Source organism: Joostella sp. (assembly GCF_048266025.1).
GTDB lineage: Bacteria > Bacteroidota > Bacteroidia > Flavobacteriales > Flavobacteriaceae > Galbibacter > Galbibacter atrarenae.
Map to the genome: position 1 here is coordinate 48,941 of NZ_JBLXAF010000008.1, position 12,871 is coordinate 61,811.

Annotated in this window: 16 protein-coding genes; 7 read left to right on the forward strand and 9 right to left on the reverse strand. The window is 31.8% G+C overall.

The window, feature by feature from the left end; genetic code table 11:
• Nucleotides 1-2: 2 nt before the first annotated feature.
• From ACN0TY_RS13275 to meaB, 5 genes are all read right to left on the reverse strand, one after another.
• Nucleotides 3-668 (reverse strand): hypothetical protein, encoded by a 666-nt coding sequence (locus ACN0TY_RS13275; protein ID WP_417444878.1) that lies wholly within the window; start codon nucleotides 666-668, stop codon nucleotides 3-5.
• Nucleotides 658-2,292 carry an ArnT family glycosyltransferase gene (locus ACN0TY_RS13280; RefSeq protein ID WP_417444879.1) on the reverse strand — a complete coding sequence of 545 codons (1,635 nt, stop codon included), beginning with the start codon at nucleotides 2,290-2,292 and terminating at the stop codon, nucleotides 658-660. The genes ACN0TY_RS13275 and ACN0TY_RS13280 overlap by 11 nt, the downstream gene beginning before the upstream one ends.
• The gene (locus tag ACN0TY_RS13285; RefSeq protein WP_236959012.1) at nucleotides 2,285-2,908 is read right to left on the reverse strand and encodes a lipid-A-disaccharide synthase N-terminal domain-containing protein; all 624 of its coding nucleotides are present in this window, start codon (nucleotides 2,906-2,908) and stop codon (nucleotides 2,285-2,287) included. Before ACN0TY_RS13285 ends, ACN0TY_RS13280 begins: the two co-directional genes overlap by 8 nt.
• Nucleotides 2,909-3,622, reverse strand: coding sequence for a glycosyltransferase family 2 protein (locus ACN0TY_RS13290; protein ID WP_236959013.1), 714 nt, complete (start codon nucleotides 3,620-3,622; stop codon nucleotides 2,909-2,911).
• Between the two features lie 70 nt (nucleotides 3,623-3,692).
• Nucleotides 3,693-4,772 (reverse strand): methylmalonyl Co-A mutase-associated GTPase MeaB, encoded by a 1,080-nt coding sequence (gene meaB / locus ACN0TY_RS13295; protein ID WP_417444880.1) that lies wholly within the window; start codon nucleotides 4,770-4,772, stop codon nucleotides 3,693-3,695.
• 93 nt (nucleotides 4,773-4,865) lie between these two features.
• On the opposite strand from meaB, the gene ACN0TY_RS13300 reads away from it, so the two are divergent.
• Together ACN0TY_RS13300 and ACN0TY_RS13305 are read left to right on the forward strand one after the other, a co-directional pair.
• Entirely contained in the window at nucleotides 4,866-5,291 is a 426-nt protein-coding gene (locus ACN0TY_RS13300) for an organic hydroperoxide resistance protein (RefSeq protein WP_236959015.1), read from the forward strand.
• A 74-nt stretch (nucleotides 5,292-5,365) separates the two neighbouring features.
• Nucleotides 5,366-5,770 carry a GNAT family N-acetyltransferase gene (locus ACN0TY_RS13305; protein ID WP_417444881.1) on the forward strand — a complete coding sequence of 135 codons (405 nt, stop codon included), beginning with the start codon at nucleotides 5,366-5,368 and terminating at the stop codon, nucleotides 5,768-5,770.
• Here the strand turns inward: ACN0TY_RS13305 and ACN0TY_RS13310 are convergent.
• A complete protein-coding gene (locus ACN0TY_RS13310) occupies nucleotides 5,762-6,715 on the reverse strand; it encodes an aldose epimerase family protein (RefSeq protein WP_417444882.1) in 954 nt (317 codons plus the stop codon). The two genes, ACN0TY_RS13305 and ACN0TY_RS13310, sit on opposite strands and share 9 nt — an antisense overlap.
• Before the next feature lie 157 nt (nucleotides 6,716-6,872).
• On the opposite strand from ACN0TY_RS13310, the gene ACN0TY_RS13315 reads away from it, so the two are divergent.
• Genes ACN0TY_RS13315 through ACN0TY_RS13325 form a run of 3 tightly spaced genes read left to right on the forward strand, consistent with a single transcriptional unit; the run spans nucleotide 6,873 to nucleotide 9,370 of the window.
• Nucleotides 6,873-7,415: an RNA polymerase sigma factor gene (locus tag ACN0TY_RS13315; protein WP_417444883.1), complete on the forward strand. Its 543-nt coding sequence runs from the start codon at nucleotides 6,873-6,875 to the stop codon at nucleotides 7,413-7,415.
• Nucleotides 7,399-7,989, forward strand: coding sequence for a hypothetical protein (locus ACN0TY_RS13320; RefSeq protein ID WP_417444884.1), 591 nt, complete (start codon nucleotides 7,399-7,401; stop codon nucleotides 7,987-7,989). The genes ACN0TY_RS13315 and ACN0TY_RS13320 overlap by 17 nt, the downstream gene beginning before the upstream one ends.
• A complete protein-coding gene (locus ACN0TY_RS13325) occupies nucleotides 7,961-9,370 on the forward strand; it encodes a hypothetical protein (RefSeq protein ID WP_417444885.1) in 1,410 nt (469 codons plus the stop codon). The genes ACN0TY_RS13320 and ACN0TY_RS13325 overlap by 29 nt, the downstream gene beginning before the upstream one ends.
• Here the strand turns inward: ACN0TY_RS13325 and msrA are convergent, their stop codons facing one another.
• Both msrA and ACN0TY_RS13335 read right to left on the reverse strand, forming a co-directional pair.
• A complete protein-coding gene (msrA, locus tag ACN0TY_RS13330) occupies nucleotides 9,371-10,054 on the reverse strand; it encodes a peptide-methionine (S)-S-oxide reductase MsrA (protein WP_417444886.1) in 684 nt (227 codons plus the stop codon). It lies immediately after the preceding gene.
• A gap of 64 nt (nucleotides 10,055-10,118) precedes the next feature.
• A complete protein-coding gene (locus ACN0TY_RS13335; RefSeq protein WP_417444887.1) occupies nucleotides 10,119-10,460 on the reverse strand; it encodes a DUF6249 domain-containing protein in 342 nt (113 codons plus the stop codon).
• A 125-nt stretch (nucleotides 10,461-10,585) separates the two neighbouring features.
• Here ACN0TY_RS13335 and ACN0TY_RS13340 point away from each other — a divergent pair, with 125 nt between their 5' ends.
• Together ACN0TY_RS13340 and ACN0TY_RS13345 are read left to right on the forward strand one after the other, a co-directional pair.
• Nucleotides 10,586-11,155: an RNA polymerase sigma factor gene (locus tag ACN0TY_RS13340; RefSeq protein WP_417444888.1), complete on the forward strand. Its 570-nt coding sequence runs from the start codon at nucleotides 10,586-10,588 to the stop codon at nucleotides 11,153-11,155.
• Nucleotides 11,152-11,529, forward strand: coding sequence for a hypothetical protein (locus ACN0TY_RS13345; RefSeq protein ID WP_417444889.1), 378 nt, complete (start codon nucleotides 11,152-11,154; stop codon nucleotides 11,527-11,529). The genes ACN0TY_RS13340 and ACN0TY_RS13345 overlap by 4 nt, the downstream gene beginning before the upstream one ends.
• Here ACN0TY_RS13345 and ACN0TY_RS13350 read toward each other — a convergent pair.
• On the reverse strand, nucleotides 11,526-12,728 hold the full coding sequence (locus ACN0TY_RS13350; RefSeq protein WP_417444890.1) for a sensor histidine kinase: 1,203 nt from the start codon (nucleotides 12,726-12,728) through the stop codon (nucleotides 11,526-11,528). The two genes, ACN0TY_RS13345 and ACN0TY_RS13350, sit on opposite strands and share 4 nt — an antisense overlap.
• Nucleotides 12,729-12,871 lie beyond the last annotated feature (143 nt).

The following is a 12,871-nucleotide window of genomic DNA, read 5'->3' on the forward strand; positions in this document are numbered from 1 at the left end:
TTTTACTCTTTATTATAAATGTATCCGTTTAATGGATATAGGAATATCAAAAAGAAAATCACTCCAAAAGCAAGTTCATAAACTTCCCACTTTCTATCTGGAGGGATAATAGCCACCAAAATAGTTGAAGCTATAAAAGCAATTGTTTGGTGCCATTTTACTACAGGAACGGCGAATTTATCAGCTAAGTTTTTTACCCATTCCATTTTGCGGTATAATACTGGTAAAACCAATAGGTAAATAACCATTGCTACCATTAATAATTGACTGAATATGATCTTGTTTATTTTTTTTCCTTCTACAACTAAGTTGTGTAAATTGGTTTCTTTTTGTGCATTATTTTGCAAAAAGTAATCTCCAGATTCGATTCCGAAAATACGTTGTCCCCATGAGATTTCTTCTCCAGCGCCAAAAAAGAACAATAAAGCGAAAAGGAACACGCCAATTTTCCAAGTAATAGGTTTTCCTTTGCTGATAGTGAATAAACGGAATAAGCAAAGTAAACTAATGCATAATAGCATAATTGCAGTTCCAGATTCTACCGCTTTATCTTCAGCGGCAAATGTATTATTAAAATATTCTGGATTACTAAATCCTAAATATAAACTAATAATAAAAATGATTGCTAGAAAAGCATATCCTAATTTTTCGGTTTTATTAATTGTCATAATTAACTTTTTTAATAATGTAAAAATTGCTTGTTAATCGGTTTTTATATGCGCGTTCGCCTGGACTTGCAGTATAGTTAACATCATATTCTTCGATGAATTCTACAACATATTTATCATCAAAGATACGTTTAAATTCTTCTTCATTATCTTTGTTAACTAAAATCCCAAAGACACTTTCTTCAGGTATAGTTAGGTGTGACCCGTGTTTTATTTCTGGTGCAGTTCCCCCTAAATGCCAAATCATCTCCGGAGAAGGCTCTCCTAAAGAGTATAATTTTAAATTTGTTTTTAGGTTTTCAATGTTGTTATAATGATAGTTGGTATTAAATGTTTTTGCTAGTGGGAAACCAAAAACTAGAATGGTCATAATAAACGAAATAGTAAGGTAAAATACTTGCGCCATTTTTTTCTTCCTCAGAAAATAAAAAATGCATATTCCAATAGAAAAAAGAAATATTGATGTTACTATAAAGCTAAAATAAAAACCTTCGAGTTTATCCTTTAAGAATATAAATCCCCCGATAGGAAATGCTACTCCAATCAATCCAATTAATCCGAAGTTAAAGTAAACTGGAAAACGCTCTCCTTTTTTTAGCTCTTTAAAATGAAGGATTAAATATTCAATATAAAAAGCCGTGTTAAGTGCCATCGGAATAAGAACAGGCAATAGATATCTTGACTTTTTCTCGGGGATAATAGAAAGTAAAATAACGGAAGCCATTGTCCATGCAAAAGTGAATGTATAACCTTTTTTATCGCTAACTCTATTTTTAAGGTATGGATAAAGTAAGGCTACAAAAGCAGGAATTGTCCATATCCCACTTTGGGTAAAAAAGCTCCAGTAATAATAAAAAGGGCGCACATTATAACTTGTCCAATTTCCAGCCTCTTCTTTTGCTATATCAAGAAACGATTGTGGATCTGCAATACGTACATATGCAAACCATGAAATACCAATAAGTAGTCCTAATATGACGCTGATAACAAATGGTAAAACTTTATTTTTCTTAACTTCTTCTTTATAGGTTATTCCGTAAGCGATTAAGAAAGGTAACCATAAAGCATATAAAGAAACGGGTCCCTTACACAGAAAAGCAATTCCAAAGAAAACCCCAGAAATCAGCGAGTTTCGCCACAAATGCTCTTTATGTTTTAGCATCATTATTAAATAATAAATACTAATAGACATAAAGCTATGGGTAAAAATATCCCATTGTCCATTTCTTCCAGAAAAAATGATGTAGAATGATGTTGCGAGAATTAATGAAGCATAGAAGCTTAGCTTTTTATTGTTGAAAAGTAAGTTTGATATTTTATATACAAAGAAGACTAATATAATTGCAGATAATGCTGCTGGAAGGCGTAAAGCAAACAAGTTATGAACGCCTAATAAACTAGCGCTAATTGCGGTGAGCCATGTTGGAAAAGGAGGCTTTTCGTACCTAGGAAAATCGTTCATAGTTGTAAGAATCCAATTTCCATTATGGAGCATTTCTCGTGCAGTAACGAAGTTACGAGCTTCCATAATATTAACGTAAATCACATTAAGATTGGTTAAGAAGATGGCGATACAAACAAAAAGAATAATCTTAACTGTATTTTTTTCTATATAATCAATCATTTTGTTTTTTTAGAATGAATAGATTTCTGGCATATATAATAGTCCCTAAAGAATGCCCAACTAAAAGTACAGGATCTTTTCTGAAGATGGCATAACTCAATATAAGTAAAGCGCCTACCAGACTCAAAAGCCAAAAACCTGCTGGTAGTGAGGATTCTTTTCTTTTTTCTGAATAGATCCATTGGTAAATAAACCGAAAGGTAAATAGCACTTGCGCTACAATTCCTAAAGTTAGTAACCAAAAGGGGATATCTTCATTTTTAAACAAATCATCAACATCATAAGCATTGTTGTTATAACCATAAACGATGATAAGGATTGGAAAAATAAGTAAAAATATTCTAAGTAGCTTTGGAGCTTTTTGCCATTCTCCCTGTAGCTGTAAATTTCTTATATAAATAAAATAAGTAAGCATTTGCCCTAGCATAATAGCAAAATCATCTCTTAGCCATCCATAAACAAATAATAGAAAAGAAGCGAATAGGCTTAATTTCCAAAATAAAGAAGGAGTTAGTACTTTTTTACTTTTTTCTGAAGCTAGCCATTGATAAATGAGCCTTCCCGAAAAGAGTATTTGTGCTAGGAAACCTATGGAATATATAATCCAATTTGCCATTTATCCTTTTTTAGCTATGGTATAATTTATGTATTTTTTCTTCATCCATAAATAAGCAAAGCAGTCTTGAAGTGGACCAATTAATCGGTTCCAAAAACCAAACTTTGCGGTTCCTGCGATACGTGGAAAATGTTGTACTGGAATCTGAATAATTTTACCTTCTTGCAGTAATATCATTGCAGGTAAAAAACGATGTAATCCATTAAACATAGGAATACGTTTTGCAAAGTCTGTTTTTATAACTTTTAGCGGGCAACCAGTATCGTCCATTCCATCATGCGTAAATGTTCTTCTAATTCCATTAGCAATGGTAGAAGACATATTTTTAACGAATGAGTCTTTTCTATTTGCACGTACTCCCGTTACCAAATCATAATGTTCTGTATGATTTAAAAGAAGATTAAAATCTTCAGGAGCTGTTTGTAAGTCGGAGTCAATGTATCCTAAAAGAGGTGTGTCAACATAATCAAACCCCGCTTTAATAGCGGCACTTAATCCTCTATTTTCTAAAAAAGAGATGTATTCAAAATGTGGAGAACGAGCACAGATACTTTCTATAAGTTCCTGACTTTTATCTTTAGAACCGTCATTTACAAAAAGTACTTTCGTAGTTTTTGTTGCTATTTCGAAGTATTTGATAAATTCTTTTTCGACTCTATCAAGATTGTCTTCTTCGTTATAAACCGGAACAATTATCGTAAACTCGTAATCCATATATCTAAACTATTTTTTGAGCTCTTTTTTGAGACAAAAGATTTGCAAAGGTAGGTATTTAGCGCAATAATTATAATAAAGTAAGTAAATATTGAGCTGCCGCAAATGGCGTTGTTTTATTAAGCTCGATTGCTTTTATCTGTATCTCTAAGGCTTCTTTGATTTTTTTATTCTGATAGAAGTTTGATTTTATACGGTCATTAATAGTTTGATAGAGCCAAAATTTATTCTGCTCTTTTCTTTTGTTTATAAAATCGTCATCACTTTTAGACTTTTGTATATATTCTTCAAGGAGTTCCCAAACCTTCTGTATTCCTGTGTTTTCAGTAGCTGAAGTTAAAAGCACTTTAGGAATCCAACCATTTTTTTTAGGTGGATAAAGATGGAGTGCTCTATTGAATTCTGTTTTTGCAATTTTTGCTTTTTTCAGGTTATCTCCATCTGCTTTATTAATAACAATGGCATCTGCAAGTTCTATAATCCCCCTTTTAATTCCTTGAAGTTCATCTCCAGCTCCGGCTAATTTCAGTAATAAAAAAAAATCTACCATACTATGAACAGCAGTTTCACTTTGTCCGACACCTACAGTTTCAATAAAAATAGTTTTAAAACCACAGGCTTCACATAAAATAATACTTTCTCTAGTTTTTTGAGCAACGCCCCCTAAAGACGATCCTGCTGGTGAAGGGCGGATATAAACATGCTCATTTTTAACGAGGTCTTCCATGCGGGTTTTATCTCCCAAAATACTTCCTTTTGTAACCGAACTGCTTGGGTCTACTGCTAAAACAGCAAGTTTATTTTCTTTATTAGCAATGGTGTTTCCCAAAGCCTCTATAAAAGTACTTTTTCCAACTCCAGGGACCCCTGTAATTCCTATTCTAATGGAATTATTTGCATGCGGAAGGCATAAGTTTAGAACCGCATTAGCCTTTTCTGTGTGCTCAGGATTAGAACTCTCTATAAGTGTTATGGCGCGACTTAAAGCAATAGTATCTCCATTAATAATAGAGGAAGCCAATTTTTCTGCTGAAATGTTTTCACTTCTCCTAGCTTTAAATTTAGCAATAGCAGCTGCATTTGTTATTTCGTTTATAGAAATACCTTCTTTGTCTTTTAAAGCGGATTTATGTGGTTTTTTGGTAGGCAAAATGGCAAAATTTTAAAACAAATTTAATAACTAATATTGTGATATTCTGTCTTAATAAGGGTATATTAGGGTTAAATTAAAAAATAAATAGAAATGAAAGCATTATATAAGGCTAGTGCAACGACCACTGGCGGAAGAGCAGGACACGTAAAAAGCGACGATGGAGTAATTGATATGAAGCTAGAATTACCTAAAGAATTAGGAGGTAATGGTGGTGAATTCACAAATCCAGAGCAGTTATTTGCAGCAGGTTATTCTGCGTGTTTTGGAAGCGCATTACAACATGTAGCTAAAGAAAAAAAGGTAGATATAGGAACTGATTTTGATGTAAAAGCTACTGTAGGAATCGGAAAGCATCCTGAATTGGGAGGTTTTCTACTTGAAGTAGTCTTAGACGTAACCATACCAGGAATAGATGAAGAGGTAGGTGAAGAGCTTGTTAACGAAGCGCATGAAGTTTGTCCTTATTCTAGAGCAACTGAAGACAATATAGATGTAACATTAAATTTAATGGTATAATTATATCATTAAAAAATGTATGATAATACGACCTCAGAATTACTTAATTCTGAGGTTTTTTATATTCATTAATAATGAAAATTAAAAAGATAAAGGCCGAGCAGACTTGGGAAATAAGACATAAAGTGATGTGGCCTAATAAGCCGTTAGCATATGTAAAGATTTCTAATGATTTGGAGGGATTGCATTATGGACTATTTGTAGCGGATAAATTAGTTTCCGTAGTTTCTCTATTTATAAAAGAAGAAGTTGCGCAATTTAGAAAATTTGCAACTTGCATCGATGAGCAGGGGAAAGGGTACGGCTCTTTTTTATTAAATAATCTTTTAAAAGAAAGAATACCTTTAGATGTAAAAAGAATATGGTGCAATGCCCGGGTTGATAAAATAACGTTTTATCAAAAATTTGGATTAGTAGCAACACAAGAAACCTTTACAAAAGGAGGTGTTGATTATGTTATTATGGAAAAACTATTTTAAATTAAAAGTCAAAGTAGTTTCATTTGTATAGTGTTCTCCTTTTTTTAATTCTGTAGATGGAAAATTATCATGATTAGGAGAATCAGAGAATTTCTCTGTTTCAAAACAAATACTAGGGTATCTTTCCAAAGGCTTGTTGGATATCTTAGATTCATCCATAGTTTCTGGTGTATAAACTACAACTCCAGGCTGGTTGGAAGCAACAATCATTTCAATGCCACTCTCTTCACTGTATATTTTAGCTAGCGGTTCCTTCTCATCCAAAACATAAGTGTCGTCTATCCCTTTAAACTCATAATCACTATTAATTTTTCTTTTCTCACGGAAATCATAATAGGTGTTTTCTACAGCTTTATATTTCCCTGTTGGGATTGCATTTTCATCTGTATCGAGAATGTTTTTGGCATTTATCTGTAATTCATGATCTAAAATACTGCCCTTGCCATTTAAGTTATAATAGTTGTGATTGGTAAGATTTAGAACAGTATCTTGATCTGATTCTCCTTCGAATAAAATAGTGAGTTCATTTTTTATCAGTGTATAAGTAACATATACTTTTAGGTTTCCAGGATAGCCTTCTTCCATGTCTTTACTGAAGTAAGAATACTTAATACTAGGATTTTCTCCTTCGGTGATACTTTCCATTTCCCAGGTTTTAAAAGAAAACCCTTCTTTACCTCCATGTAAATGAGCATCGTTTTTTGTGTAGAGGTCGTATTGTTTTCCGTTCAATTTAAATCCTTCTTTTCTAATTCTACCAGCAAAACGTCCAACGGAAGCACCGAGGTAATTTGAATTGTGTTTATAATTCTCCAATTCCTTAAAACTGATAACTACATTTACATCATTTCCATTTCTATCTTTTTTAATCAATTGGTGTATTGTAGCTCCATAATCAATAGTAACTAATTTTATAAGGCTGTTTTCTATTGTATATTTTTTCATCAGAAGTGAAGGTCTTTTATTATTGTTGAAAGGCTAAATTACGAAAATGTAATTAGTGTTTAATTGTAACTTTATAGAAATTAATGCAACGTTTTATTTTTTGAATCGTCTTTAGAGATGAATAGTAACCATAACCAACTAAAAGAAGCAAGCCGGCATGCTTGAAATCGATTTAATTGAGAAGTGTAAGAACAACGATCGGAAGTCGCAAATGAGACTTTACGATATGTATTGCGATGGCATGTATTGTATTTCTATGCGTTATGTAAAGAATACAAATGATGCACAAGATGTTATGCAAGAAGCTTTTATTAAGGCATTTCAGAAATTAGATCAGTTTAAAGCAGAAGTGACTTTTGGAGCTTGGTTAAAGCGAATTGTAATTAATAAGTGTTTAGACTTTTTAAAATCAAAGCAGCAATTTCAAATCTCTATCGAGGAAACAGATTTACAGTTGGTAGCTGATAATAGTTGGAAGGTTGATGAAGATGTAGATGTTTCTGAGGTTAAAAATGCGATAGAGGAGCTTCCTGAAAAGTATAAATATGTTTTGATGCTTTACTTAATTGAAGGGTATGACCATGAGGAGATTTCTCAGATATTAGGAATAAATAATACCACATCAAGAACTCATTTGTTAAGAGGGAAGCAGAAATTAAAAATGCTTTTAAAAGAAAAGGATTATGGCAAAGGATATTAAAGAGCTATTAAATAACGACTCAGAAGAGCAAATACAAAGATTGCCTAAAGGTCATCGTGAACGTTTTGCAGATCTTTTAGAGAAAGAACTTCCAAAGAAAAAAGAGAAAAAATCTTTTATGCTATGGAAAGTTGCAGCTGCTATTATCGTAATTTTTGGAGTTGGGATGGGTGTTTTTATGAATAATAAAGATGTTTCAGAGGATACTGTTGTTGATGTTCAGCAAAAGAAAGAGAATTCTGAAGACTCTAAAATTACGTTAGGAGATATCTCTCCAGATTTAAAAAAGGTAGAGCAATATTATGTAGCCAATATTAATTTAGAACTCGCTGATATCGATTTGACAGCAGCTAATAAAAAGCTGTTAGATGGTTATATGAATCGGCTTTCAGAATTAAATGATGCATATAATGAGTTAACCGTCGAGTTGAATAAAGTAGGTCCGAATAGCCAAACCATTGATGCGCTTATCAATAATTTACAATTACGTTTACAGTTACTATACCGATTAAAAGAAAAGATCAAAGAACTTAAAGAAACTGAAAATGAAAAATTTAATGACCAAAATGTATAGATGCTTTGCATTTTTTATGCTTGTATCGTTTTGTATGCAAGCCCAAAAGCAAACTAAAAATTATAAAGAGTCTTTTGAAGTAAATAAAAATGCTGTAGTGGAAGTTAATACAAGCTACGCCGATGTGACTTTTGAGACTTGGAATAAAAATAGAGTAGAAGTAGAAGCGACCATAGAAATAGAAGACGTCTCTAAGGAAGAAGCTGCCAAGTATTTTGAGGAATGGGGTTTTAAAGCTGTGGGAAATTCAAGTAAAGTTAAGATTACCACTGCAAATGGAGTTAGATGGACGCAAGGAAATAATGTAATTGTATTGTCTGGGTTAAGCGATATGGATTTTGATTTCCCAGATTCAATTCCAATGCCTCCAATGCCACCAATGCCTCCAATGGATTCAATGATGGTTATGGCTCCTATACCGCCAATGCCTCCGTTACCTATGGATTTTGAAAGTTTTTCTTTTGATTATGAGGCTTACAAAAAAGATGGTGATGTGTATTTAAAAGAATGGAAAAAACAATTTAATGAGAGTTTTAATGATGAGGTAAAAGCAAATTTAGAAGAATGGAAGAATAATGTTAAAGAGCGTCAGGTGGAGTGGCAATCTCATAAGAGAGAGATTATTGATGCTGAAAAAGAAGCTAGAAAAGCATCGGTAGAAGCAAGAAAAGCTATGCAAGAAGCTCGACAAGAAATTATTAAAATTAGAAGTAGCAGTAATTCAGGAAATGGAAATCGAGTTTTTTACTATAACTCTAATGAAGCGAACAATAATCTGAAAATAAAAAAGACTATTAAGATTAAGATTCCTAAGGGAGTTAAACTTGATATGGATGTTCGTCATGGAGAGGTAACCTTAGCAGAAAATACAACTAATATAAATGCAACCTTGTCTTATACAAGGTTGCATGCTTCAAGGGTAGATGGCGATAAATCGGTTATTAATGCTTCTTATTCTCCCATTTCTGTTGGAAATTGGAACCAAGGAGAACTTCATGTAAACTTTGTGGAGTCTGTAGATATAGCCCATGTAAACAGTATAAAATTAGTTTCTAAGTCTTCTAACGTAGCTATTCAGAATTTTTCAGGGGATGCTATAATTAATGGAAGTTTTGGAGCATTGGAAATTGCCCAAATAGCAGATGATTTTAATACACTTAATATCATATTAGATAATTCGGAAGCAGAGCTAACACTACCAAAATCGGCCTTCAATTTTTATAGTAACGCCTCTAATTCTATGGTGAAATACTCAAAAGCATTAATTTTAGATGTTTCTAAGAGGTATGATAATGAAGTGGCAAATGGATATTTTTCACAAAAAAATAGCAACAAAACGATTAATCTTGTTGCTACCTTTAGTGATGTTGTCCTAAAATAATTAATGAATATTATCTTTTAATAATTCAGGATATTTTTCTTGAAACCTTTTTAGCCTAGGAATCGATACATTACGGACGTATGGATTGTTAGGATTTCTTTTTTCATAATCTTGGTGATAATCTTCAGCTTTCCAGAATTTATCAAAAGGAACTACTTGAGTAACAATAGGCTTTGAGTAAATCTCTTTCTCCTCTAGTTGTTTTATATAACGCTCTATAATTTCCTTCTCTTTATCATTTTTATAAAAAGCAATCGATCTATATTGCGCACCTCTATCTGGACCTTGTCTGTTATACTGCGTAGGATCTTGAGACCCAAAGAATACACGGACTAAGGTTTCATAAGAAACTTCTGCGGGATCATAATATACCATTACTGCTTCAGCATGACTTGTTCTTCCTCCTCCAACTTCTTGATAGGTAGGATTCTTTTCTGTACCTCCAGAATAACCAGAAACAGCTTCTTTAACTCCTTTTACACTTTCAAAAACAGCTTCTACACACCAAAAACACCCACTAGCAAAATATGCGGTCTCATATTCTGATAAATCTTGAATAGGTTTTTCAAATTCTACTTTGGCAGTTTCATCTGTTGTTTTAGAAGCTTCTTTTTTTGTAGAAGATTGACAGCTTATGGTAAATAGACATAAAAAAAGTAAGGAATTTAGTTTTAAAAGTTTCATAAAATTATTTTTCTAGTTAGTCTAAAATTAACCAAATTCCTTACTTTATGCTTGTAAAATGTTACTAATCTAAATTTTTAGATAAAGTAAATCCAACAAATAAACCAATTCCAGCCAGAGTGAAGATTGTTCCAGGGAAAGCTACCTCTGCATCTACATTAAAATTGTTGTGTAATACTCCTGCTAAAAATATTCCTACACCAACTCCTATTAATAATAAAGAAGTATTAAGGATTAATATTTTCCATACAGGGGCAGTTTTCCTTTTATTAGAACTATAAAATATAGAAGCATCAGCTCCTTTCTCTATTAAAGATAAACGCTCTTTGTGTCTTGCAGTAATAAATAAATAAATAACTCCGAATATTGCTCCAAAAATAATTGCAACTATAATTACTCCTTCCATAATTTATGTTTTTTAGTTTATTGTTTGCTATTATGACGTATGTTTAAATAATTCGGTTACAAATATTTTTAATAAAGATGAATTATCTTGTAACCAATAGAGAGACAGCAACGTCTTATGTGTGAATGACTAGCCAAAAAGATAAAGAATATATAAAGCGTGTTTTAGAAGGAAACACCAATGCTTTTTCTTATTTTGTAGATACGTATCAAGATTTAGCTTTTACAGTGGCTATACGTATCTTAAAAAATAGGGAGGAAGCAGAAGATGTTGTACAAGATGCTTTTATAAAGTGTTATCATTCTCTAAGATCTTTTAAAGGAGATTCTAAATTTTCCACTTGGCTATATAGAATTGTATACCATAGCGCATTAGATAAGTGTCGTAAAAATGATAGAAATGTATCGTCTATTGTGATAGAGGAAGCGTCTTATAAGCAACTTGATGAGGTTGATAATGCTTTGGATATGTTAGAATCTAAAGAGCGCATAAAAGTTATTAAAGATGCTTTAGAAAAGTTAGATACTGAAGAGCAAACAATAATTACGTTGTATTACTTTGATGACCTATCTATAAAAGAAATAGTAGCGATTGTTGATATTTCTGCTGACAATGTGAAAATTAAACTTTTTAGAGCCAGAAAAAAGCTTTTTAAAATATTAAAAAATAAGTCAGAATTAAATATAAATCTATGAGTACGAACGAAGAGCATAAATTAGACGAACTTACTCGAAGACTTGTTCGTGAAGTTGGTAAAGAGCGACCTTCAGCGAGCTTAAAGCTGAATATAATGCAGACTTTAAATACACAATCAAAAGTTATTCGCTTTAAATCCTTAATTTCTAATAAAGCTAAAGTAGCTGTTTTTGTATTATTAGTAGGAATTATTGTGTTGTCTACTTTTTTACCTAGTGATGATATAATAGAGCCAGCCGTAAATGAGTTATCATCTTATATAGATTTATTATCAATCAAATTGCCAAATACTTTTATTTACGGAATCTTAGCAGTAGGGAGCTTAGTAATAGTTCAAATACCTATCTTAAAAAAACGTTTGGATAAGAATTAAGGACTTTGTATTTCTTTAAACGTAATAATGTAAGTAACGCCATCACCTAGGGACGTTGTTTTATCGAGAGTTCCTCTTAATTGTCTGGTTAAGTTTTTTATAAGTTTAAGTCCCATAGAGTTTTTAGCATTACAGTGTAGCTCTGTATCATAACCTATTCCATTATCTTTTAAAGTAAGTTCATAAAATGTAGGGTCATTTTTCTCTATTTGGATCGAAATAGATCCTTCATTAGTATTAATAAAGGCATGTTTTAGAGAATTAGTAACGAATTCACTAATGATTAATCCCAATGGAATAGCAGTTTCAATGTTGAATTTAATATTTATAATATCAATATTAAATTTTATATCCTTATCGTTTTTGTTTATCGACTTCAATAGAAACCCTCCAAGCTGTGTTACATAATCTTTATATTCTATTTTGGAAAGATCTTCTTTAGCATAAAGCATTTCGTGCACAATAGCCATAGATAAAACTCTGTTGTGACTACTGGTTAACATAGCTTTTGTTTCTAAATTATCTGTGTTTCTAGCTTGCATATTTAATAGGCTAGAAATGGTTTGTAAATTATTCTTAACACGGTGATGAATCTCTTTTAATAAGACTTCATTTTCATTATTCTTTTTTTCAACTTCTCTTTTTGAAATGTATAGGTTGTTATAGTTGGTGAGTAATATTTTTCCAAAGATTCCTCCCAAAATATAAACACTAAATAAAATGCCAATCAAGCTATAAGAATCTTGTGATTTTGCAGGGACAACGTTTCTAAAAGTGAAGTGAAACACGTCATGGAAATATATGAATAGAATAAAAAGGATAATTACAAAAAGATGAAGCCTACCATAATTTTGAGTGGAAATATAGCCTGCAAAAACAATTAAAGCCAAAACAAAAGTAAAAGGACTATTAATTCCACCGCTGTATAGCGTAACAATTGCAGCAGATAAAATACCGATGCATGAAGTAAAAAGAAAGGTGTAAATAAGCTTTTTGTGTTTGTAAAATAAAAGCGTGTTGAGAATATTTAACACGCCATAAATAACAAAGGTGTGTGGAATTATTTCTTTTATGTCAAGAAGATAATAGCATAGCGGAGCCAAGCATATCATCAGAATAGAAGAAAAATAATTCGCATTTAGAATTAGCTTAGCCTTTTCCTTATATCTGTCTGTAGGTAAAGTAGTAGATTGGTTCATATTTAAAAGCTCCTTGGAGCTAAGATTTAGCAATAAGGAGTTGTATTATAGTTTCATAATTTCTTATCTAAGGTATTATATTTTGAGAATATATTACAAAGTGTAAAGAATAATATTCTTACATCAGAAATAATTTAAGTTGA

Excerpts from the sequence above, each read along its gene's own strand:
- ACN0TY_RS13280 (WP_417444879.1), bottom strand. The coding sequence starts at position 2,292 with ATGATTGATTATATAGAAAAAAATACAGTTAAGATTATTCTTTTTGTT.
- ACN0TY_RS13320 (WP_417444884.1), top strand. The coding sequence starts at position 7,399 with ATGGCAAAGGATATTAAAGAGCTATTAAATAACGACTCAGAAGAGCAA.
- ACN0TY_RS13345 (WP_417444889.1), top strand. The coding sequence starts at position 11,152 with ATGAGTACGAACGAAGAGCATAAATTAGACGAACTTACTCGAAGACTT.
- ACN0TY_RS13340 (WP_417444888.1), top strand. The coding sequence starts at position 10,586 with ATGACTAGCCAAAAAGATAAAGAATATATAAAGCGTGTTTTAGAAGGA.
- ACN0TY_RS13310 (WP_417444882.1), bottom strand. The coding sequence starts at position 6,715 with ATGAAAAAATATACAATAGAAAACAGCCTTATAAAATTAGTTACTATT.
- ACN0TY_RS13275 (WP_417444878.1), bottom strand. The coding sequence starts at position 668 with ATGACAATTAATAAAACCGAAAAATTAGGATATGCTTTTCTAGCAATC.
- ACN0TY_RS13305 (WP_417444881.1), top strand. The coding sequence starts at position 5,366 with ATGAAAATTAAAAAGATAAAGGCCGAGCAGACTTGGGAAATAAGACAT.
- msrA (WP_417444886.1), bottom strand. The coding sequence starts at position 10,054 with ATGAAACTTTTAAAACTAAATTCCTTACTTTTTTTATGTCTATTTACC.
- ACN0TY_RS13285 (WP_236959012.1), bottom strand. The coding sequence starts at position 2,908 with ATGGCAAATTGGATTATATATTCCATAGGTTTCCTAGCACAAATACTC.
- ACN0TY_RS13335 (WP_417444887.1), bottom strand. The coding sequence starts at position 10,460 with ATGGAAGGAGTAATTATAGTTGCAATTATTTTTGGAGCAATATTCGGA.
- ACN0TY_RS13325 (WP_417444885.1), top strand. The coding sequence starts at position 7,961 with ATGAAAAATTTAATGACCAAAATGTATAGATGCTTTGCATTTTTTATG.
- ACN0TY_RS13350 (WP_417444890.1), bottom strand. The coding sequence starts at position 12,728 with ATGAACCAATCTACTACTTTACCTACAGACAGATATAAGGAAAAGGCT.
- ACN0TY_RS13315 (WP_417444883.1), top strand. The coding sequence starts at position 6,873 with ATGCTTGAAATCGATTTAATTGAGAAGTGTAAGAACAACGATCGGAAG.
- ACN0TY_RS13300 (WP_236959015.1), top strand. The coding sequence starts at position 4,866 with ATGAAAGCATTATATAAGGCTAGTGCAACGACCACTGGCGGAAGAGCA.
- ACN0TY_RS13290 (WP_236959013.1), bottom strand. The coding sequence starts at position 3,622 with ATGGATTACGAGTTTACGATAATTGTTCCGGTTTATAACGAAGAAGAC.